18 protein-coding genes are annotated in these 19,396 nt (G+C 73.6%); 4 read left to right on the plus strand and 14 right to left on the minus strand.

Going from position 1 to position 19,396, the window contains the following annotated elements:
- Positions 1-2: 2 nt before the first annotated feature.
- A complete protein-coding gene (locus tag GSY69_RS05715) occupies positions 3-407 on the minus strand; it encodes a LysM peptidoglycan-binding domain-containing protein (RefSeq protein ID WP_160952913.1) in 405 nt (134 codons plus the stop codon).
- Positions 408-643: 236 nt separating this feature from the next.
- On the opposite strand from GSY69_RS05715, the gene lexA reads away from it, so the two are divergent.
- Entirely contained in the window at positions 644-1,402 is a 759-nt protein-coding gene (gene lexA, locus GSY69_RS05720) for a transcriptional repressor LexA (protein WP_202410842.1), read from the plus strand.
- 17 nt (positions 1,403-1,419) lie between these two features.
- Here lexA and GSY69_RS05725 read toward each other — a convergent pair whose 3' ends face one another.
- Together GSY69_RS05725 and hflX are read right to left on the minus strand one after the other, a co-directional pair.
- The gene (locus tag GSY69_RS05725; RefSeq protein ID WP_160952914.1) at positions 1,420-3,387 is read right to left on the minus strand and encodes an ATP-dependent DNA helicase; all 1,968 of its coding nucleotides are present in this window, start codon (positions 3,385-3,387) and stop codon (positions 1,420-1,422) included.
- Complete coding sequence (gene hflX, locus GSY69_RS05730; RefSeq protein ID WP_407925009.1) at positions 3,384-4,922, minus strand: GTPase HflX; 1,539 nt, start codon at positions 4,920-4,922, stop codon at positions 3,384-3,386. The genes GSY69_RS05725 and hflX overlap by 4 nt, the downstream gene beginning before the upstream one ends.
- A gap of 143 nt (positions 4,923-5,065) precedes the next feature.
- On the opposite strand from hflX, the gene GSY69_RS05735 reads away from it, so the two are divergent.
- On the plus strand, positions 5,066-5,692 hold the full coding sequence (locus GSY69_RS05735; RefSeq protein ID WP_160952915.1) for a class I SAM-dependent methyltransferase: 627 nt from the start codon (positions 5,066-5,068) through the stop codon (positions 5,690-5,692).
- A 111-nt stretch (positions 5,693-5,803) separates the two neighbouring features.
- On the opposite strand, the gene dapF is transcribed toward GSY69_RS05735, so the two are convergent.
- The 11 genes from dapF to GSY69_RS05790 form a co-directional block, all read right to left on the minus strand.
- A complete protein-coding gene (dapF, locus tag GSY69_RS05740) occupies positions 5,804-6,751 on the minus strand; it encodes a diaminopimelate epimerase (RefSeq protein ID WP_160952916.1) in 948 nt (315 codons plus the stop codon).
- 47 nt (positions 6,752-6,798) lie between these two features.
- A complete protein-coding gene (gene miaA / locus GSY69_RS05745) occupies positions 6,799-7,713 on the minus strand; it encodes a tRNA (adenosine(37)-N6)-dimethylallyltransferase MiaA (RefSeq protein ID WP_160952917.1) in 915 nt (304 codons plus the stop codon).
- On the minus strand, positions 7,710-8,540 hold the full coding sequence (locus GSY69_RS05750) for a hypothetical protein (protein WP_160952918.1): 831 nt from the start codon (positions 8,538-8,540) through the stop codon (positions 7,710-7,712). Before GSY69_RS05750 ends, miaA begins: the two co-directional genes overlap by 4 nt.
- Before the next feature lie 7 nt (positions 8,541-8,547).
- Positions 8,548-10,026: a tRNA (N6-isopentenyl adenosine(37)-C2)-methylthiotransferase MiaB gene (miaB, locus tag GSY69_RS05755; RefSeq protein ID WP_160952919.1), complete on the minus strand. Its 1,479-nt coding sequence runs from the start codon at positions 10,024-10,026 to the stop codon at positions 8,548-8,550.
- A 37-nt stretch (positions 10,027-10,063) separates the two neighbouring features.
- The gene (locus tag GSY69_RS05760; protein WP_160952920.1) at positions 10,064-10,660 is read right to left on the minus strand and encodes a regulatory protein RecX; all 597 of its coding nucleotides are present in this window, start codon (positions 10,658-10,660) and stop codon (positions 10,064-10,066) included.
- Entirely contained in the window at positions 10,647-11,771 is a 1,125-nt protein-coding gene (gene recA, locus GSY69_RS05765) for a recombinase RecA (protein WP_160952921.1), read from the minus strand. The genes GSY69_RS05760 and recA overlap by 14 nt, the downstream gene beginning before the upstream one ends.
- Before the next feature lie 277 nt (positions 11,772-12,048).
- Entirely contained in the window at positions 12,049-12,279 is a 231-nt protein-coding gene (locus tag GSY69_RS05770) for a DUF3046 domain-containing protein (RefSeq protein ID WP_160952922.1), read from the minus strand.
- Entirely contained in the window at positions 12,280-12,591 is a 312-nt protein-coding gene (locus GSY69_RS05775; protein WP_202410851.1) for a helix-turn-helix domain-containing protein, read from the minus strand.
- Between the two features lie 289 nt (positions 12,592-12,880).
- Positions 12,881-13,342: a CinA family protein gene (locus tag GSY69_RS05780; protein WP_160952924.1), complete on the minus strand. Its 462-nt coding sequence runs from the start codon at positions 13,340-13,342 to the stop codon at positions 12,881-12,883.
- On the minus strand, positions 13,339-13,974 hold the full coding sequence (gene pgsA, locus GSY69_RS05785) for a CDP-diacylglycerol--glycerol-3-phosphate 3-phosphatidyltransferase (protein WP_160952925.1): 636 nt from the start codon (positions 13,972-13,974) through the stop codon (positions 13,339-13,341). Before pgsA ends, GSY69_RS05780 begins: the two co-directional genes overlap by 4 nt.
- 46 nt (positions 13,975-14,020) lie before the next feature.
- Entirely contained in the window at positions 14,021-16,735 is a 2,715-nt protein-coding gene (locus GSY69_RS05790) for a DNA translocase FtsK (protein ID WP_160952932.1), read from the minus strand.
- A 252-nt stretch (positions 16,736-16,987) separates the two neighbouring features.
- Here GSY69_RS05790 and GSY69_RS05795 point away from each other — a divergent pair, with 252 nt between their 5' ends.
- A complete protein-coding gene (locus GSY69_RS05795) occupies positions 16,988-17,776 on the plus strand; it encodes a fructosamine kinase family protein (RefSeq protein WP_160952926.1) in 789 nt (262 codons plus the stop codon).
- A gap of 5 nt (positions 17,777-17,781) precedes the next feature.
- Entirely contained in the window at positions 17,782-19,263 is a 1,482-nt protein-coding gene (locus GSY69_RS05800) for a SulP family inorganic anion transporter (protein ID WP_160952927.1), read from the plus strand.
- Positions 19,264-19,396: the final 133 nt, after the last annotated feature.

Here is a 19,396-nt window from a genome sequence, read left to right on the forward strand (position 1 = left end):
TTCTATCGCGCGGGCACCTCCAGCCGCTGGCCCGGGTGGACGACCGATCCCTCGATGCCGTTGAGGTCGCGGATCTCGACGATGACGTCGCGCGGGTCCTCCCCGCCGGCGTTCCGCACGGCGATCGACCACAGTGTCTGCCCCTCGCCGACGACGACGCTGTGCGTGTGGGCGCTGGAGCCGGAGGGCGCGGCGCCGGCGCCGGCGAATGCCGCCGGGCGCACCGCGAGGGCGAGTCCGAGGCCGAGTGCGGCAATGACTGCGAGCAGCGCGAGCCGGCGCACGGCGATCGCGGTACGGCGCGGGCCGCGCGCCGTGTGCACGAGGCTGGTGCCGCGCGCACCGCGCCCCGCGTCGGCCCGGCGGTGCAGGAACGGCGTTGCCGTGGGAAGTGCTGCAGTGCTCATGGCGTCCTCCTTGCCAGCTGCGCCGGGGCGATCCCGCGACGCTTATCGAACTGCTGTTTCGAACTCACGTTCTATTGAACCCGACATTCGAACAGATGTCTACTCTTCATCGAACATGTGTGTGAAAATGGATTCGAAAAGTCACCGTCTTCATGTTCTGCAGGAAGTCTCCCCGGAGGCACTGACATGGGCAGCGACGTCGGAGTCATCGCAGGTCAGAGAGGGAATGAGGAAATATGAGCCCCCAGCAGCGCCGCCCCCGCGGACGCCCCCGCAACGACAGCGTCGTCGAGGAGATCAACGAGTTCCGCGCCGACCGCGCGGATGTCGTGGAGATCCCGCAGGCCTCGGCGGCGGAGGGCGACCGCCGCCTCACCCCCCGCCAGCGGCTCGTCCTCGAGACGATCGAGCACGCGGTCTACACGAACGGCTACCCGCCGAGCATGCGGGAGATCGGCGAGGCCGCCGGGCTCGCCTCGCTGTCCTCGGTGGCCCACCAGCTCTCGCAGCTCGAGCGCCTCGGCTACCTGCGCCGGGATCCCAAGCGGCCGCGCGCCATCGAGGTCGTGAGCCCCGCCGAGCAGCTCGATGTGCTCGAATCCCAGGCCCACACGTCGGCGAACACCGCGATCGTGCCCGTCATCGGCCGCATCGCCGCGGGCGGGCCCATCCTCGCCGAGCAGGCGGTCGACGACATGTTCGCCCTGCCGCGCCAGGTGGTGGGCTCCGGTGAGCTCTTCCTGCTCCAGGTCGTGGGCGATTCGATGCTCGAGGCGGCGATCTGCGATGGGGACTTCGTCGTGGTGCGCCGCCAGTCCACCGCGGACAACGGCGAGATCGTCGCAGCCCTCCTGGACGACGAGGCGACCGTCAAGACGCTCAAGCGCACCGGCGGCAAGCAGTGGCTGCTGCCGCAGAACAAGGACTACGAGCCCATCGACGGCGACCACGCCACGATCATGGGCATCGTCACCGCCGTCATCCGCAGGGTCTGAGGCGGCGGGCGCGGCGCTCAGCCGCGCAGCCGCCGCAGGGCCCCGCGCACCGCCGCCGGGCTCTCGGTGCGCCACATGGGCGGCAGCGAGGACAGGAGGAACTCGCCGTAGCGGGCCGTGCGCACGCGCGAATCCAGGATCGCGACGACCCCGCGGTCCTCCGAGCTGCGGATGAGCCTGCCCACCCCCTGTGCCAGCCGCAGCGCCGCGTGCGTGGCGCTCACGGCCATGAAGCCGTTGGCCCCGCGCTGCGCCGCGGCCTGCGTGCGCGCCTGCGAGAGCGGATCGTCGGGCCGCGGGAACGGGATCCGGTCGATGACGACGAGCCGGCACGTGCGCCCGGGGACGTCGACGCCCTGCCACAGGCTCATCGTGCCCATGAGGCACGCGTCCTCGTCCGCGGCGAAGCGGCGCACGAGCGAGGACAGCGTGTCCTCCCCCTGCGCGAGGACGGTGAGGTCCGTGCGCTCGCGCAGCGCCTGCGCCGCCTGCGCGGCGGCCGCCCGCGAGGAGAAGAGTCCCAGGGCCCCGCCGCCGGAGGCCTCGACCAGTTCGACGAGCTCCGCGAGCGCCTCCTCCCCCAGCCCGCTGCGGCCCGGCTTGGGCAGCTGGGAGGCCGCGTAGAGGATGCCCTGGGCGGCGTAGTCGAACGGCGATCCCACGTCGATCGCGTCGTAGCGGGGGGCCTCGGGGCCCACGAGGCCCAGCGAGGCGGCCACTGCCTCGAAGCGGCCGCCCAGCGCCAGGGTGGCCGAGGTCGCGATGACGGTGGCGTCTTCGAAGATCCCGCGACGCAGCGTGCCCGCCACGCTCAGCGGCGCCACGACGAGCGCGACCGTCTCCTGCTCGCGGTAGGCGCTGCGGGCCACCCACACGACGTCCCAGTCGCCGTGCTCGGCCATCCGCTCCGCGAGCTCGAAGACCTCCTGCAGGCGGGCGCGGGCCATCTGCCGGCCCGCCTCGGCCTCGGAGGCGCGCTCGGAACCGCCGCCGATGTCCGCGACGACCTGGCGCGCCGCGTCGCGCACGGCCACCACCGCGGCCTGCAGGGCCTCCGGCCACACCCGCACAAGGCCCTCCTCGCACGCCTCGAGCGCGCGCTCGAACCCGGCCGCTGCGGTCTCGAGCAGGTTTAGTACGCCCTCCTGCACCTGCGTGTGGCGCCGCCCGGCCGCCACCGCGGCGGCGAGGACCGCCGCGGTGAGCGACCCGGTCAGCGCGCTCGTCACGCGATCGCGCAGCTCGTGGGCCTCGTCGATGACGACGGCGGCGTGCTCGGGTAGGACCTGCGAATCGCCGAAGGCGTCGATCGCCAGCAGCGCGTGGTTGGTCACCACGATGTCAGCCGCCCCCGCCCGGCCGCGAGCGAGCTCGGCGAAGCACTCGTCGTAGAGCGGGCACTTCGCGCCCAGGCAGTCGAACGCATTCACCGACACCTGGGCCCACGCCCGGTCGGAGACCCCGGGCATGAGGTCGTCGCGGTCGCCGGTCTCCGTCGACTTCGCCCAGCTGCGCACCCGGGCGATCTCCGCCTCGAGGGCGGTGGGGTTGCCGCCTCCGCGGCCGGCGGCGCCGTCCGCGCCCTGGTCGAAGAGCATCCCGGCGCCGTCGTCGGGGTAGCCGCCCTCGAGCTTGTGCTTGCACGCGTAGTTCCGCCGGCCCTTGAGCACCGCCGCGGTGGGCCTGCGGCCCAGCTCGCCGGCGATCGACTTCGTCAGGCGCGGCAGGTCGCGGTCGATGATCTGGGCCTGCAGCGCCAGGGTGGCGGTGGAGACGACGACGCGCTCCCCCGTGCGCAGCGCGTACTCCACACTGGGCACGAGGTAGGCCAGCGACTTGCCGGTGCCGGTGCCGGCCTGCACGAGCAGGTGCACGCCGCTGTCCAGCGCGGAGCCCACGGCCTGGGCCATCGTGTCCTGGCCCTCGCGGCGCGTGCCGCCCAGGCCGGCGACGGCATGGTCGAGGAGGTCCCCGACCTTCGTCACTGCCCGCCGCCGAGGCGCTGCGCGGGCCCCGGTGCCGGCTCGCGCTCGGTGCGCAGGGCCTCCAGCTCGGCGAGGAGATCGGCGTTGACCCGCGCGCGGATGAGCGTGCCCTCGGGCGTGTACTCCTCGCCCAGCACGGTGCCCTCGTCGTGGATGCGGGAGACGAGCGAGCCGCGGTCGAAGGGCACGAGCGCGCTGAGCTCATGCGCCGGCTGCGGCAGCAGCTCCTCGATGCGAGCGCGCAGCGCGCCCACTCCCTCACCGGTGAACGCGGAGACGGCCAGCGAGCCCGGGTGGTTGAGCAGCAGGCCCGCCAGCACCTCGGGCACGGCGATATCGGCCTTGTTGAACACGATGAGCTCGGGGATGTCCGAGGTGTCGATGTCGGCGAGGACATCGTGGACCGCCCGGATCTGGCTCTCCGGATCCGGGTGGGAGGCATCGACGATGTGGACGAGGAGGTCCGCCTCCCCCGCCTCCTCGAGCGTCGAGCGGAAGGCCTCGACCAGCTGGTGGGGCAGGCTGCGCACGAAGCCCACGGTGTCGGTGTACGTGTATGTCCGCCCGTCGGCCGCCTCGGCCTGGCGCACGGTGGGGTCGAGGGTGGCGAAGAGCGCGTTCTGCACCATCGCCCCGGCGTCGGTCAGGCGGTTGAGCAGGGAGGACTTCCCGGCGTTCGTGTAGCCGACGATCGCGGCGCCGGGCACCCGGTTGCGGTCGCGGTTTGCGCGCTTGGCCGCGCGGGCCGGCCCCATCTCCTTGATCTGGCGGCGCAGCTTGGCCATCCGCGTGCGGATCCGGCGCCGGTCGAGCTCGATCTTCGTCTCGCCCGGGCCGCGCGAGCCGATGCCCGCGCCGCCCGCCACTCGGCCGCCGGCCTGGCGCGACATGGAGTCGCCCCAGCCGCGCAGGCGCGGGAGGAGGTATTCAAGCTGCGCGAGCTCCACCTGCGCCTTGCCCTCGCGCGACTTCGCGTGCTGGGCGAAGATGTCGAGGATGAGCGCGACGCGGTCGACGACCTTGACCTTCACGACGTCCTCGAGCGCGCGGCGCTGGCTGGCGGCCAGCTCCGAGTCGACGATGACGGTGTCCGCGCCGACGGCGGCGACGATGTCCTTGAGCTCGTGGGCCTTGCCGCTGCCCAGGTAGGTGGCGGGGTCGGGGTTGTCGCGGCGCTGGAGGACGCCGTCGAGCACCGTCGAGCCCGCGGTCTCGGCGAGGGCGGCGAGCTCGCGCAGCGAGTTCTCCGCCTCTGCGGCGGTCCCCGAGGTCCAGATGCCCGCGAGCACCACCTTCTCGAGGCGGATCTCGCGGTACTCCACCTCGGTGATGTCCTCGAGCTCGGTGGACAGGCCGCCCACTCGGCGCAGCGCCGCGCGGTCGAGGACATCGGCCTGGTCGGAGTCGTCGGCGGCGAGGCGCTCGTCGGTGAGCGCGGTGCCGCGGTGGGAGAGCACGCGGTCGATCATGGCGCGCCGCTGCTCTTCCGGGGTGGTGTCGTTGGGGGAATCCTGCGTGGATCCGCTCACAAGCATCGCTTCTTCCTGTTGTCGTGTCCGTGTCGATTCTCCCACAGGCCCGGCGCGCGCCGGCGGCGCGCGGGCGCCCTGTGGATGCGGGGCCGCGGCGGGCGGGGCACTGCGCCCCGGCTCCGCTGCCCGCGTGAGAGTATGGCGCCGTGGGCGATCACTACTTCTCCGCCGAGCCAGGTGCGGCCAGCCGGCCGCGGGCCATTGCCGCGCAGCTGGGCGGTCGCACCGTCGAGGTGACCACGGATTCCGGGGTGTTCTCGCCCGGTCGCGTGGATCTGGGCACACAGGTGCTACTGCGCCACCTGCCGCCTCCCCCGCCGGGCAACCTGCTCGACCTGGGCTGCGGGTGGGGGCCGCTGAGCCTCCACGCCGGCCTCGTGGCCGCCGCCGAGGGGACGGGCACCCGGGTGTGGGCGCTCGACGTCAATGCGCGCAGCCTGGCGCTCACGGAAGACAACGCCCGGGCTCTGGGCATTCATTCCATCCGCCCCGTCACCGCCGCCGAGGTGCCCGCCGACCTCGAGTTCGCGGCGATCTGGTCCAATCCGCCGATCCGGATCGGCAAGGACGAGCTCCACGCCCTCCTGCTCGCCTGGCTGCCCCGGCTGGCCCCCGGGGGGCAGGCATGGCTCGTCGTGTCGAAGAACCTGGGCGCGGACTCCCTGCAGGCCTGGCTGGCCGAGCAGCTCGGCGCGGAGTACGGCGTGGAGCGCCGGGCCTCCGCCAAGGGCTTCCGCGTCCTCGTCATCACGCGGGCGGTCCGCGCCGGCTGAGGTACTTGCGGGCGAGTCCTGGTCTGCGTCTGCGTCTGCGGCCGGCCAGCGCCGCTCGGCAGGCCGACGCTGTTCAGCCTGCCGGAGCCCAGTTTGCCGGCCAGCGATCGGTCAGCCGGCCAGCGCCTCGAGCGCGGCCGTGAGCTCCGGGCTCGGCGTGACCTCGGCCGTGAGCACGGCGGGACCGGACAGGTAGGCGCGGCCGCCCGCGACCTCGACGCGCACCGTGCCGCCGGGCTGCTCGACGAACCAGTAGTCCGGGGCCCCGGCGCCGGCCCAGCTGCGGGCGGCCAGCGCTGCGGCGCACGCCCCGGTGCCGCAGGCGAAGGTCTCGCCCACCCCCCGCTCGTGGACGCGCATCCGCACCGCGCCCGCCGCCTGGGCACCCGTCTCCTGGGCGCCCGTCGGCTCGTGGCCGGAGGCGGGATCGACGACGATGTACTCGATGTTCGTGCCCTCCGGCGGAACCGGATCGACCCGCGGCGGGCGCCGCAGGTCCGCCGCGTCGAGCTCGGCGCGGCTGGCAAGCGCGAGGACCGTGTGGGGGTTGCCCAGGTCGACGCTGAGCGCGGGCCGGGCCACCGCGATCCCATCGGTTTCGACCAGGGAGTCCGCACCGTCCGAGCCCCGCGGGAAGCGGTATTCGCCCATGTCGACGCGGTACCAAGCCTCGGGGCCGCCGCGCGGGTCCGCGATGCGCTCCACCCGCTTCGTCCCGTCGCGGGTGCCCACAGGGAAGTCGTGCGCGTCGACGAGGCCGCGCTCCATGAGGTAGTGGGCGAAGACCCGCACGCCGTTGCCGCACATCTCCGCGAGCGAGCCGTCGGCGTTGCGGTAGTCCATGAACCACTCCGCGCCGGCGGCGGCGGCCTGCTCGGCACCGGGGATGCCGGAGTCCGCACTGCGCACCACCCGGATCACCCCATCGCCCCCGATGCCCCGGCGCCGGTCGGCCAGCAGCGCGGTCTGCAGCTCGGTGGGGTCGTTCGCACCCTGCGGGTCGAGCACGAGGACGAAGTCGTTGCCGGTGCCGTGCCCGGTGCTGGCCTGGGTGATCACGCCGCCCAGTGTAGACGCCGGCCGGCGTTGGCACCCGCCGGGGACGCTCACTCGCCCGCGGCCGCGCGGATCGCCGCGAGCGCCGCGGGCAGCAGGCCCGGATCATCGGCGGGCAGCCAGCGGATGCGAGGGTCCCGGCGGAACCAGGTCTCCTGGCGCTTGGCGAACTGGCGGGTGCGCACGGTCGTGAGCTCCTGCGCCTCCTCCGGGCTCAGGCGCCCGTCGAGGTGGGCCAGGATCTGCGCGTAGCCGATCGCCCGCGGGGCGGTCCTGCCCTCTTCGAGGCCCAGGCGGCGCAGCCCGCGCACCTCGTCGACCCACCCGGCGCCCCACATCCGGCGCACCCGGCCGGCGATGCGCCCGTGGAGGGCCGGGCGTTCCAGGGCGAGTCCGAGCTGGACGGCGGGGACGGCGCTGCGGTAGGCGGGCAGGGTCGCGGAGAACTCCTCGCCGGTGAGGGCGATGACCTCGAGGGCGCGCACGATGCGCCGCGCATCCGCGGGCGCGATCTTCGCCGCGGCGGCTGGGTCGAGCTCGCTGAGCTGGGCGTGCATAGGCGCGGCGCCGCCGGTCGCGGCGATCGCCTCGAGCCGCGCGCGCAGAGCCGAGTCGGTGCCGGGGAAGGCGATGTCGTCCGTGGCCGCCCGCACGTACAGGCCGGAGCCGCCCACGAGGATGGGCACGCCGCCGCGCTCGCGGATGTCCGCGATGTGCGCGCGGGCCGCGGCCTGGAACGCCTGCACTGTGGCCTCCTCGCGCACGTCGAGGATGTCGATGAGGTGGTGGGGCACTCCGCCGCGCTCGTGCGGCGCGAGCTTGGCCGTGCCGATGTCCATGCCCCGGTAGAACTGCATGGCGTCGGCGTTGATGATCTCCCCGCCGAGCGCGCGGGCGAGCCCGATTGCGAGTTCGGACTTGCCGGTGGCCGTGGCGCCCACCACGCTGATGGCCGGGAGGCTCATGCGGCCTCCCAGTGCCCATGCACCGTCGCGGTGCACACGCGGGAGCCGTGCACGGGCTCGCAGCTCGCCTCCGCGGCCGCGCCGCGCTCGGCGGCGAACCGCAGGCCTGCCGCCGCTGCCAGCTCGAGGGCGGCGAGCAGGAGGGTGAGATCGGCGGCGAACCGCTCGGCCTGCGCAGCGCAGCGCCGCAGGCCGGCCGCGTCGCGGCGGGCGAGGGCGGCCAGCACCGCGGCGTCGAACTCCTCCGCTCCGGGAACCGCCGCCAGCGGGCCATCGGCGGTGCTCGCCGCGGACAGGTCGATGGGGAGGACGAGGTGGTCCGGCGCTCCGCCCGGATGGGTCTGCGGTGCCCCTCCCGGCCGGGCCGGTGATGCGCTGACCGGCCACGGGCGGAGTGCTCCGCCGGAGCGCGCGGCGAGCAGGGCGGCGACGCCGACGGCGGGATGGGCGGCGAGCGCCGCGCTGCGCTCATCGCCGGTCAGCTGTGCGCAGCGATGCTCCCACTCACGCCCGGTGAGCCGCTGGCCGGTGCGCAGGTCAACGCCGGCGTCGATGCCGAAGGCGCCCAGGCCCGCCACCGGAGGCAGGGCGGGCACCGGCAGCACGGCCGGGCGGGCGAAGGCCGCCCGGATGCGCCGGCGGTGGGCGGCCTCGGCGGGAGGGCTCGCGGCACTGGCGGCGCAGAGCGCCCAGTAGGGTGCGGCGGGGACGATGTCGATGCGCACCGCGGTGCCCGCAGACGCTGCCGCGGCTTCAGGGGCCGCGGCCGAACCGGCCGCCGGGACTGCGCGATCGCCGTCCGGCGCCGCCGCGGGCTCCGGGCTCATCCCGGGCTCAGGCGCCCACGCGGATCGTGGGCATGCCGAGGACGGTGGCCCCGGGCGCGCCGACACCCGCCCCCGTGCCGCACGACGCGGCCTGCGCGAGATCCCACGCATCGCCGGACGGGGTGCGCCGCAGCGCCGCGGGCGCATCGGCGATGAGGAAGTAGGGCTTGGCCTCCGTCACCGACGTGGTGACGATGTCGCCCGGCCGGGCCCCGGCCGCGGCGCCCTGGGCGATCACGTGCACGAGGCGGTTGTCGCGGGCGCGGCCGGGCATGCGCCCGTGCCGCGCATCGGCCGCGCCGGTGATGAGCACCTCGGCCTCGGTACCGACGAGCTCGCGGTTGAGCCCCCAGGAGATCTCGTCCTGCAGCGCGGTGAGGCGCTCGAACCGCTCCTGGACGACGGCCTTGGGCAGCTGGTCGGGCATCGTCGCCGCGGGCGTGCCCGGCCGGATCGAGTACTGGAAGGTGAAGGCCTGTGAGAACCGTGCCCGGCGCACGATGTCGAGGGTGCCCTCGAAGTCCTCCTCCGTCTCGCCGGGGAAGCCCACGATGATGTCGGTCGTGATCGCGGCTTGGGGGATGCGCTCGCGCACGGCGTCGAGGATGCGCATGAAGCGGCTCGTCCGGTAGGACCGCCGCATGGCCTTGAGCACGGCGTCGGAGCCCGACTGCAGCGGCATGTGCAGCTGCGGCATCACCGTGGGCGTCTCGGCCATCGCATCGATGACGTCGGCGGAGAACGCCGCGGGGTGCGGGCTGGTGAAGCGCACGCGCTCGATGCCCTGGACGGCCCCCACGGCCCTCAGGAGCTTGGCGAAGGCGCCGCGGTCGCGGAACTCCGCCCCGTAGGAGTTGACGTTCTGGCCGAGCAGGGTGACCTCGATGACGCCCTGGGCCGCAAGCGCCTCCACTTCGGCGAGGATGTCGCCGGGGCGCCGGTCCTTCTCCTTGCCGCGCAGCGCCGGCACGATGCAGAAGGTGCAGGTGTTGTTGCACCCCACGCTGATGGACACCCAGCCGGAGTGGGTCGATTCGCGCTTCGTGGGCAGCGTGGAGGGGAAGACCTCCAGGCTCTCCTTGATCTCGACCTGCGCCTCGTGGTTGTGGCGGGCGCGCTCGAGCAGGACCGGCAGGGACCCCATGTTGTGGGTGCCGAAGACGACGTCGACGTAGGGGGCGCGCCTGACGATCGTGTCGCGGTCCTTCTGGGCCATGCACCCGCCCACCGCGATCTGCATGCCCGGCCGGCGCTCCTTGGTCTCGCGCAGCTGGCCGAGGTTGCCGTAGAGGCGGTTGTCCGCGTTCTCCCGCACGGCGCAGGTGTTGAACACGACGATGTCGGCCTGTTCGCCCTCCGGTGCGGCGCTGTATCCGGCGTCGTCGAGGAGGCCCGAGAGGCGCTCGGAGTCGTGGACGTTCATCTGGCACCCGAAGGTCTTGACCTCGTAGGTGCGCGGGAGCGGGGCGGCGGGAGCGTGTGTCATAGCGGGCCCATTCTATCCGCCGTCCGCCCGCCGCCGCTCACGTCTCGTCGAGCGCCCTGCGCGTGACGTCGATGCACACGCCGGAGGGGAATCCGCGGCGCGCGAGCATGCCGAGGATGCGCCGCTCGCGGGTCTCGCGCGGCAGGCCCACAGTCGAGCGGGCCTTCTTCATCGCGACGCCGAAGGCGACCTCGTGCTCGTCGGCGACGGGATCGACGGCGGCGGCCACCGTCTGGGCCTCCAGGCCCTTCCGGCTGAGCTCGCGGCGCAGCGCGGTCTTCGACAGCGCGCGCCGCTCGCGGTTGGCGCGCACGAAGGCGCGCGCGAACGCCTCATCGTCGATGAGGCCGGAGCGCTCCAGCCGCTCGAGGAGGCACTCGACGACCTCCGGAGGGTGCTCCCTGGCCAGCAGCTTGTCGCGCAGCTCGGCGCTGCCGTGGTCGCGGGCGGCGAGCATGTTGAGCGCCCGCTTCTTCGCGCGGGCGTACTCGGACGCGTCCACGCCGGCGGCATCGGCCTCCTGGGCTGCGGTGCGGGGACCTGCGGGCTCCGCGGCGACCCGGCCCACTGCGGTGCGCAGCGAGTCGAGCACCGCGGTGCGCGGGTCTCCCCCGGCCGGCTCAGAAGTCGACATCGACCGGAACCGCCGGCGCACCGCCCGCCGTGGCCTCTGCAGGCTCCGGCTGCGCCGGCGCGGGCTCCTCCGCCTCGCCCTCGACGGCGATGAGCCCGAGCTTCTGCTTGATCTTCAGCTCGATCTCCTCGGCGAGGCCGGGGTTGTCGGCGAGGAAGTTGCGCACATTCTCCTTGCCCTGGCCCAGCTGGTCGCCGTCGTAGGTGAACCAGGACCCGGACTTGCGGATGATGCCGTTGTCCACGCCCATGTCGATGAGGCTGCCCTCGCGGGAGATCCCGTGGCCGTAGATGATGTCGAACTCGGCCTGCTTGAACGGCGGGGCGACCTTGTTCTTCACGATCTTCGCGCGGGTGCGGTTGCCCACGGCGTCGGTGCCCTCCTTGAGGGTCTCGATGCGGCGCACGTCGATGCGCACCGAGGCGTAGAACTTCAGCGCCTTGCCGCCCGAGGTGGTCTCCGGGGAGCCGAAGAACACGCCCACCTTCTCGCGGAGCTGGTTGATGAAGATGGCCGTCGTCTTCGAGTGCGCGAGCGCGCCGGTGAGCTTGCGCAGCGCCTGGGACATGAGGCGGGCCTGCAGGCCGACGTGCGAGTCGCCCATCTCGCCCTCGATCTCCGCCTTGGGCACGAGCGCGGCCACCGAGTCGATGACGATGACGTCGAGGGCACCCGAGCGGATGAGCATGTCCGCAATCTCGAGTGCCTGCTCGCCGGTGTCGGGCTGGCTGACGAGGAGCTGGTCCGTGTCGACGCCGAGCTTCTTGGCGTACTCGGGGTCCAGCGCGTGCTCAGCGTCGATGAAGCCCGCGATGCCGCCGTTCTTCTGGGCATTGGCCACCGCGTGCAGGGCGACGGTCGTCTTGCCGGAGGACTCCGGGCCGTAGATCTCGACGATGCGGCCGCGGGGCAGGCCGCCGATGCCCAGCGCGATGTCGAGGGCGATCGAGCCCGTCGGGATCGATTCGATGGGGGCGCGGGTCTCATCGCCCAGGCGCATGATGGCGCCCTTGCCGTACTGGCGGTCGATCTGGCCCAGCGCCGATTCGAGGGCCTTCGCCTTGTTGTCCGAGCTGCTGCCTGCGCCGGTGCGCGCGGTCTTGCCTGCCATGTCTCCTCCTTGTGGAATGCCTGTGCCTGCACTCTAGGGCGGGGCACTGACACGGCTCCCGCTCATGGGCGGCCTGTGGACGGCGGCGGGGCTCGGGGGCCCCGGCGGTCACAGGCGCTGGCGCCAGCCTAGCGCATCATGCGAACACGTGTTCGATATGCGACGGGCGTGTCGAGCTGCCCTCGCCCCCGCGGCGGTGCGGGCGGCTGCCCCCGGAACGTGCGCAGGCCGGCCCCCGGACGGGGGCCGGCCTGCGCGCACCCGGCAGCGCGGGCGCTCAGAACGGGGCCGAGCGCGGCTTCGGGTCCCGCCCGAGCCTGCGCTCGTCCGGCACTCCCGTCGCATCGCACACGGCGGTCCACACCTCGCGCGGATCGTGGCCGGCGGCCAGCGCCTGCGCCGGCGTGAGCGAGCCCAGGGCGCTCAGCGCCAGGTCGGTGTGCAGGGAGGCCGCGCGCACCCGGCCGAACTCATCGTCCATGAGGCGCGCGTAGAGGGTGTGGCGCACTCAGCGCCCCGCCATGGCCTCGTCGGCGAGCACCCGCTCGGAGAGCTCGGCGGGCACGGTGTCGGGGATCTGGACTCCCTCGCTCAGCGCCATGCGGTCACTGACCTCGCGCAGGAGCGCGGACACGGGCATGTCGAGGGCCTCGCAGATCGAGGCGAGCAGCTCGGAGGAGGCCTCCTTCTGCCCCCGCTCGATCTCGCTGAGGTAGCCCAGGGAGACGCTCGCGCCGGTGGAGACATCGCGCAGCGTGCGGTTCTGCTGGCGCCGCGTGGCGCGCAGCGTATCGCCGATCTCCGTTCGGACCAATGTCATGGTGCGTCCTCCTCGGGGCGGCGGGATGGTGATGGTCTTCGTCGTCGGCTTGGTCATCCTCTTCGCAGTCATACGCACAATCGAACGACGCTTCGAGCCGATTCATTCCCCAGGCTACCCAGGCGGGCGCCCCGGCAGAAGCCCGGCGCCGCCCCGCGAGACGATTGCCAGCCAGCTCCAACCGCGGCCGTGGCCCGCGCGCAGGGCAGGGACAGCCCCGGCACAGGCACCGGGCGCGGAGGGCGGCGCGGACAGCGGCCCGGAGCGCGGCCCGGTCCACGGCGCGGGCTCAGCGCAGCCGCGCCGCCCGCTCCAGCAGCGCCGCGACGGTTGCGGCCCGGATGGCGACCCGGTCGCCGCCGAACCTGTGCTCGTGCGCCCGGGCACGACCGCCTCGGGCCAGGGCCGTGTAGACGAGGCCCACGGGCCGGCCGTCCTGCGGCTCCGGGCCGGCCACACCGGTGCAGGCCAGGCCGATGTCGGCCCCGCACACCCGAGCCGCGCCCAGCGCCATCTGCTCGGCGACCTCGGGATCCACCGCCCCCCGGGCGGCGAGCAGGCTCGGGTCGACCCCGGCGAGGACCGCCTTGAGCTGCGTGGCGTAGGTGATGAGGCCCCCGCGCAGGACGGCCGAGGCACCGGGCACGGTGGCCAGCTCACCGGCCACCAGGCCGGCGGTCAGGGACTCGCAGGTGGCGACCGTGAGGTCCGCCTCCCGCAGGGCGCCGATCGCCGCCGCGGCCCGGCTCACGCCTGCTGGGCCCGGGCGTCGCGCACGAGCCGATAGGCCTGGATGCAGTAGTCGACGCCGGTCACGAGCGTGACCACCACGGCCGCGGCCAGCGAGATGCCCGCGAGCACGACGAGGCAGAGCGTGAGCCAGCCGATGCCCAGCGCGCTGACCGGCAGCAGGAGGAGGAACAGGGCGACCGCGACGGTCTGGAGCACGGTCTTGAGCTTGCCTCCCTTGGAGGCGGGCATGACGGCGTAGCGGATGACGACGAAGCGCAGCACGGTGATGCCGAACTCGCGCACGAGGATGACGACGGGGATCCACCAGGGCAGGGCCCCGATGAGTGCGAGGCCGATGAACGCCGCCGCCATGAGCGACTTGTCCGCGATGGGGTCGGCGATCTTGCCGAAGTCGGTGACGAGGTTGTGCTTGCGGGCCAGGTCGCCGTCGATCTTGTCCGTGAGCATCGCCAGCACGAACACCGCGAACGCCCACAGCCGCAGGACGGGGTCCTGCCCGCCGTGCATGAGCAGGAGCACGGCGAAGACCGGGACCATGAGGATCCGCAGCACGGTGAGCGCGTTCGGGACGTTCCACGGGCTCGGCGGGGCCGGGTCGCGCGGGGGCACTGCGTCTCGCTGCTGGCTCATCACATCCTCACTCTACCGGCGCCCGCCCGCGGGCCCGGGCGGCGGCTCATCGGCCGGTGAGCTCCCAGGCGTCCTCGGATTCGGCCTCGACCACCTCGAGGCCGTCGTGGGGCTCGATGCCCGTCGCGTAGATGTCCGCGGCGTACGGATCGCCCGCCCCGGCCGGCTCCACCGCCTGGGCCTCCCCCGCCTGCTCGGCGGCGGGTGCAGGCGCGGCCGGCTCCTCGCCCTTGATGACGGCGAGGGTGGCGGGCAGGTCCTCCGGGGTGACGAGCACATCGCGGGCCTTCGAGCCCTCGGAGGGGCCCACGATGCCGCGGGACTCCATGAGGTCCATGAGCCGGCCGGCCTTGGCGAAGCCCACCCGCAGCTTGCGCTGGAGCATGGACGTGGAGCCGAACTGCGAGGTGACGACGAGCTCGGCGGCCTGCAGCAGCAGGTCGAGGTCGTCGCCGATCTCCTCGTCGATCTGCTTCTTGGGCGCCTCGACCGCGACGTCCTCGCGGTAGGCGGGGGCGAGCTGGCCCTTCACGTGCGTGACGACCTGCTCGATCTCCGACTCGTTGATCCAGGCGCCCTGGACGCGCATGGGCTTCGCGGCGCCCATCGGCAGGAACAGCGCATCGCCCTGCCCGATGAGCTTCTCCGCGCCGGGCTGGTCGAGCACGACGCGCGAATCGGCGAGCGAGGAGGTGGCAAAGGCCAGCCGCGAGGGCACGTTGGCCTTGATGAGGCCCGTGACGACGTCGACGCTCGGGCGCTGGGTGGCGAGCACGAGGTGGATGCCCGCGGCGCGCGCCAGCTGCGTGATCCGCTGGATGGAGGCCTCGACATCGCGCGGGGCGACCATCATGAGGTCGGCCAGCTCGTCGACGACGACGAGCAGGTAGGGGTACGGGTGGAGGTCGCGCTCGGAGCCGGGCGGCGGCTGGATCCGGCCCTCGCGCACCGCCTTGTTGAACTCCTTGACGTGCTTGAACCCGAAGAACGCGAGGTCGTCGTAGCGGGCGTCCATCTCGCGCACGACCCACTCGAGCGCCTCGGCGGCCTTCTTGGGGTTCGTGATGATGGGCGTGATGAGGTGCGGGATGCCCTCGTAGATCGTCAGCTCCACGCGCTTGGGGTCGACGAGGATCATGCGCACCTCGTCCGGGGTGGCGCGCATCATGACGGACGTGATCATGGAGTTCACGAAGCTCGACTTGCCCGAGCCGGTGGCGCCGGCGACGAGCAGGTGGGGCATCTTCGCGAGGTCGGCGACGACGAAGCCGCCCTCGACGTCCTTGCCCAGGCCCACGACCATGGGGTTGTCGGTCTTCCGCGCGGCCTGCGAGCGCAGCACATCGCCCAGGGCCACCGTCTCGCGGTCGCTGTTGGGGATCTCGATGCCGATCGCCTTCTTGCCCGGGATGGGCGAGAGGATGCGCACATCGGCGCTGGCCACGGCGTAGGCGATGTTCTTGCTCAGCGCGGTGACCTTCTCCACCTTCGTGCCCACGCCCAGCTCCACCTCGTAGCGGGTGACGGTGGGACCGCGGGAGAAGCCGGAGACCTCGGCGTCGATGTTGAACTGCTCGAAGACCTCGCGCAGCGCCTCGACGACGCGGTCGTTGGCCTCGGAGCGCTCCTTGGCCGGCGGGCCGGCCAGCAGGTAGTCTGACGAGGGCAGCGCATAGGTGACATCGCCGGCGAGCTCGAGCTGGGCGACGCGCTGGGGCAGCTCCCCCGTGGCCTCGGGGGCCGGGGTGGACACGGCCGGCACCGTCTTCGCCGGATCCGGCTCGCGCTCGAGGGCGGTGGTGGGCGCCTCGTCGGCGATGCCGGCCTCGCGCTTGATCCGCTGGGTCTCGCGCTCGGCCTTCGTGGGCCGGCGCTGGCCGGGCTTGGGCGCATCCGCGCCCGCGTCCGCGTCCGCGTCGACGTCGTAGAGCTCCCCAGCCGCCGAGGCGCCCGCGGGCTTCCCGCGCCCGGCGCCGCGCGCGGGGGCGGGTGCGTCGGCCGCCACGTCGTCCTCGTGGATGTAGGCCTTGTCGTAGGCCGGGTCGGCCTCGTCGCCCTGGGCCGCGGCACCGGCCGCGCGCTGCTTGCGGCTGCCGCGCTTGCGGCCCATGGGGGGCAGTGCGGAGGTCCGCTGGTCATCGCGCACGAGGTCGGTCGGGGCGGCCGCGTCCTCGCTTGCGCGCTGGGCGGGGTCGCCGACGAGGCGCTCGTAGAGCGCCGCGATCCGCTGGGGGATCCGGTTGACCGGGGTGGCGGTGAGCACGAGCACGGAGAACAGTCCCAGCAGCACGAGCAGCGGCGCGGCGACGTAGACGGTCGCGGCCGTGACGAGCGGGGAGGCGATGACGAAGCCCAGGGCGCCGCCGCCGTTGGCCATCGCCGCGCGGGAGTTCGCGAAGTTCGGCATGCCGGCGGCGATGTGGGCCAGGCCTGCAGCGGCGAGCACGAAGGCGATCGTGCCGATGAGCGTGCGGTTGTTGCCCCGGGTGTCGTGGCCGCGCAGGAACAGGCGGATCGCATAGGCGAGCAGGATGATGGGCAGCGCCAGGGCCACACGGCCCAGGGTGCCCTCGATGACGGCGCGCACGCCGTCGCCCACCGGGCCGGGGATGTTCCACCACTCGAAGGCCGCGACGACGATCGCGAGGCCCACGAGGAAGAAGCCGGTTCCGTCGCGGCGGCCCTGGGGCCGCTCGTCGGGGTGCTCGGAGCCCGCGGTCTCGGATTCGCTCAGGGCGTGCCGGGTGCGGTTGCCTGCCATCTGTGCCACTCCCATCCACGCGCCGGTCACGGGGTTCGTCGTCTGCTTCGTCCCCGCGGGTTCCGGTGCCGGCGCGCTCTGGGGAGCTGCGCGCTTGCGGCGGCCGGTGCCAGCAGCGGGGGAAGTCGTGCTGGTCGCCATGCTCCCATGCTACGCACAGGCGCCCCGCAGGCCGGGGATTGGCGCGGGCCGGCGTGGTGGGCGGCCCGCCGCCGGCCCCGGCGCCCGCCGCTCTGCTCTACCGTGGGGGGCATGGAGGAATACGCCAAGGAAAGCCCCGCCGCTCCCCCGGGATTCTTCGCCGCCGAGGCCGCGGGGCTGGCCTGGCTGGCCGCGCCGGCGGCGGTCCCGGTCGTGGGCGTGCTGGACGTCCGGGAGGACCGTCTGCTCCTCGAGCGCCTCGAGGCCGTGCCGCCCACCGCCGCGGCGGCGCGGGCGTTCGGCAGGGGCCTCGCTGCGCTGCACGCGGCGGGTGCCGAGGCGTTCGGCGCCGCGCCCTCCGAGCGGCTCTGGTTCGGCCCGCTCGACGCGCCGTTCGAGGTCTCCGTGGCCCACCGCGGCGACTTCCGGACCTACTGGGCGCAGGACCGCCTCGCACCGCTCGCCGCCGCGACGGCCGATGCGCTCGATGCCGCGGGGCGCCGCGCGGTCGAGGAGGCGCTCGCGGCGGTGCGCGCGGGAGCCTTCGACGGGATCGCCGGCGGCCCGGCCGAAGCCCCCAGCCGCGTGCACGGGGACCTGTGGGCGGGAAATGTCCTGTTCGCTGCGGGGGGCGCCACGCTCATCGACCCGAGCGCCCACGGCGGCCACCGCCTCGAGGACCTCGCCCTGCTCGCCCTGTTCGGCGCTCCGCACCTCGAGGAGATCTTCGCCGGCTACGAGGCGGCCGCCGGGCTGCCGAGCGGCTGGCGGCAGGATCTGCCGGCCCACCTCTTCTTCGCGCTGCTCGCCCACGTGCGCCTGTTCGGCGGCGGCTACGCCCGGCAGGCCGTCCGCACCGCCGAGGCGATCGTCGCCCGCGCCCGCGCGCTGGGATTCTGAGGCCCGTGCCCGGGCCGCCGAGCACCGCGGGCGCAGCGACCTCCGTGCGGGCGGCGCTGCGCTCGCCGCGCCTGCTCACCCGCGAGGTCCTCGGCGGGCTGATCACCGCGTTCGCGCTCATCCCGGAGTCGCTGAGCTTTGCGATTGTGGCGGGGCTCGACCCCCGCATGGGCCTCTACGCCGCGTTCACCATGGCCTGCGCGGCCGCGGTGTTCGGCGGGCGCCCGGGCATGGTCTCCGGGGCCGCCGGATCCGTGGCCCTCGTCGTCTTCCCCGTGGCCCGCGACCACGGCGTCGACTACCTGCTTGCCACCGTCATCCTGGGCGGGGCGATGCAGCTCCTCCTCGCCGCCGTCGGGGTCGCCAGGCTCATGCGGTTCGTCTCCCGCTCGGTCATGGTGGGATTCGTCAATGCGCTGGCCATCCTCATCTTCACCGCCCAGCTGCCCCAGCTCATCGACGTGCCGTGGCCGGTCTACCCGCTCGTGGCCGCCGGGCTCGTCATCATCGCGGTCGCGGGGCGCCTGACGAAGGCCTTCCCCGCGCCCCTCGCGTCGATCCTCCTCGTGACACTCGCGGTCGTCTCCCTCGGCCTCGACGTGCCCACCGTCGGGGACCAGGGCCGGCTGCCCGATGCGTTCCCCGTGCCCGTGATCCCGCACATCCCCGTCACGCTCGGCGCCCTGGCCACGATCGCGCCCTATGCGCTGGCGCTGGCCCTCGTGGGCCTCATGGAGTCGCTGCTGACGGCCCGCCTCGTCGACGACCTCACCGATACCCGCTCGAACCAGACCCGGGAGGCCTGGGGGCAGGGCATCGCGAACATCATCACCGGGTTCTTCGGCGGGATGGGCGGCTGCGCCATGATCGGGCAGACGATGGTCAACGTCAAGCAGGCAGGCGCCCGGACCCGGCTGAGCGCCTTCCTCGCCGGCGCGTTCCTCATCGCCCTGTCCGTGCTGCTGGGCCAGTGGGTGGGGGCGATTCCCATGGCGGCCCTCGTGGCGGTCATGCTCGTGGTCGCGGCGACCACGTTCGACTGGCACAGCCTGCGCACCCTGGCGCTCATGCCGCGCAGCGAGACGGTGGTCATGGCGCTCACGGTGCTCGGCACCCTGGCCACCCGCAACCTGGCCGTCGGCGTCATCGTGGGGGTGCTCGCCTCGATGGTGGCCTTCGCCCGCAGGGTGGCGCTCATCGTGTCCGTGACCGGCGGCCCGGAGCGCTACGAGGTCTCCGGCCAGCTGTTCTTCGCGTCCTCCGGCGAGCTCGTCGAGGCGTTCGACTACGGCGCGGGCACCGGCGCGGTCACGATCGACCTGGCCCGGGCAGCGGTGTGGGACACGACCGCCGTCGCGGCGCTCGAGGCCGTGGCCGAGCGCTATCGCCGGCGCGGCCGCCGCGTCTCCTTCACCGGCCTCGACGCGGTGAGCGCCCGCTTCGTGGCCCGGCTGCGCGCAGCGCTCGGCGAGGGCGGCGCGGACTAGGTGTGATGTCCAGGGACGTTGTTGCGTGAATCGCGGTCTACCCGCTGACAGGTGAAGGCCTCCCATTGCGAGAGTGGAGCTGTCGACAAACCGCTCACGCATCACAGGAGGCCTTCATGTCCCACGCTAACGC

Origin of the sequence: Brevibacterium rongguiense (genome assembly GCF_009857845.1) — a bacterium.
Taxonomy (GTDB): Bacteria; Actinomycetota; Actinomycetes; order Actinomycetales; family Brevibacteriaceae; genus Brevibacterium; species Brevibacterium rongguiense.

What these genes read in the sequence shown, in the direction of transcription:
- GSY69_RS05795 (WP_160952926.1), top strand. Translation starts at nt 16,988, where the DNA reads ATGGAGGAATACGCCAAGGAAAGCCCCGCCGCTCCCCCGGGATTCTTC.
- hflX (WP_407925009.1), bottom strand. Translation starts at nt 4,922, where the DNA reads ATGCTTGTGAGCGGATCCACGCAGGATTCCCCCAACGACACCACCCCG.
- GSY69_RS05775 (WP_202410851.1), bottom strand. Translation starts at nt 12,591, where the DNA reads ATGACATTGGTCCGAACGGAGATCGGCGATACGCTGCGCGCCACGCGG.
- pgsA (WP_160952925.1), bottom strand. Translation starts at nt 13,974, where the DNA reads ATGAGCCAGCAGCGAGACGCAGTGCCCCCGCGCGACCCGGCCCCGCCG.
- recA (WP_160952921.1), bottom strand. Translation starts at nt 11,771, where the DNA reads ATGGCAGGCAAGACCGCGCGCACCGGCGCAGGCAGCAGCTCGGACAAC.
- GSY69_RS05715 (WP_160952913.1), bottom strand. Translation starts at nt 407, where the DNA reads ATGAGCACTGCAGCACTTCCCACGGCAACGCCGTTCCTGCACCGCCGG.
- miaB (WP_160952919.1), bottom strand. Translation starts at nt 10,026, where the DNA reads ATGACACACGCTCCCGCCGCCCCGCTCCCGCGCACCTACGAGGTCAAG.
- GSY69_RS05760 (WP_160952920.1), bottom strand. Translation starts at nt 10,660, where the DNA reads ATGTCGACTTCTGAGCCGGCCGGGGGAGACCCGCGCACCGCGGTGCTC.
- GSY69_RS05750 (WP_160952918.1), bottom strand. Translation starts at nt 8,540, where the DNA reads ATGAGCCCGGAGCCCGCGGCGGCGCCGGACGGCGATCGCGCAGTCCCG.
- lexA (WP_202410842.1), top strand. Translation starts at nt 644, where the DNA reads ATGAGCCCCCAGCAGCGCCGCCCCCGCGGACGCCCCCGCAACGACAGC.
- miaA (WP_160952917.1), bottom strand. Translation starts at nt 7,713, where the DNA reads ATGAGCCTCCCGGCCATCAGCGTGGTGGGCGCCACGGCCACCGGCAAG.
- GSY69_RS05790 (WP_160952932.1), bottom strand. Translation starts at nt 16,735, where the DNA reads ATGGCAGGCAACCGCACCCGGCACGCCCTGAGCGAATCCGAGACCGCG.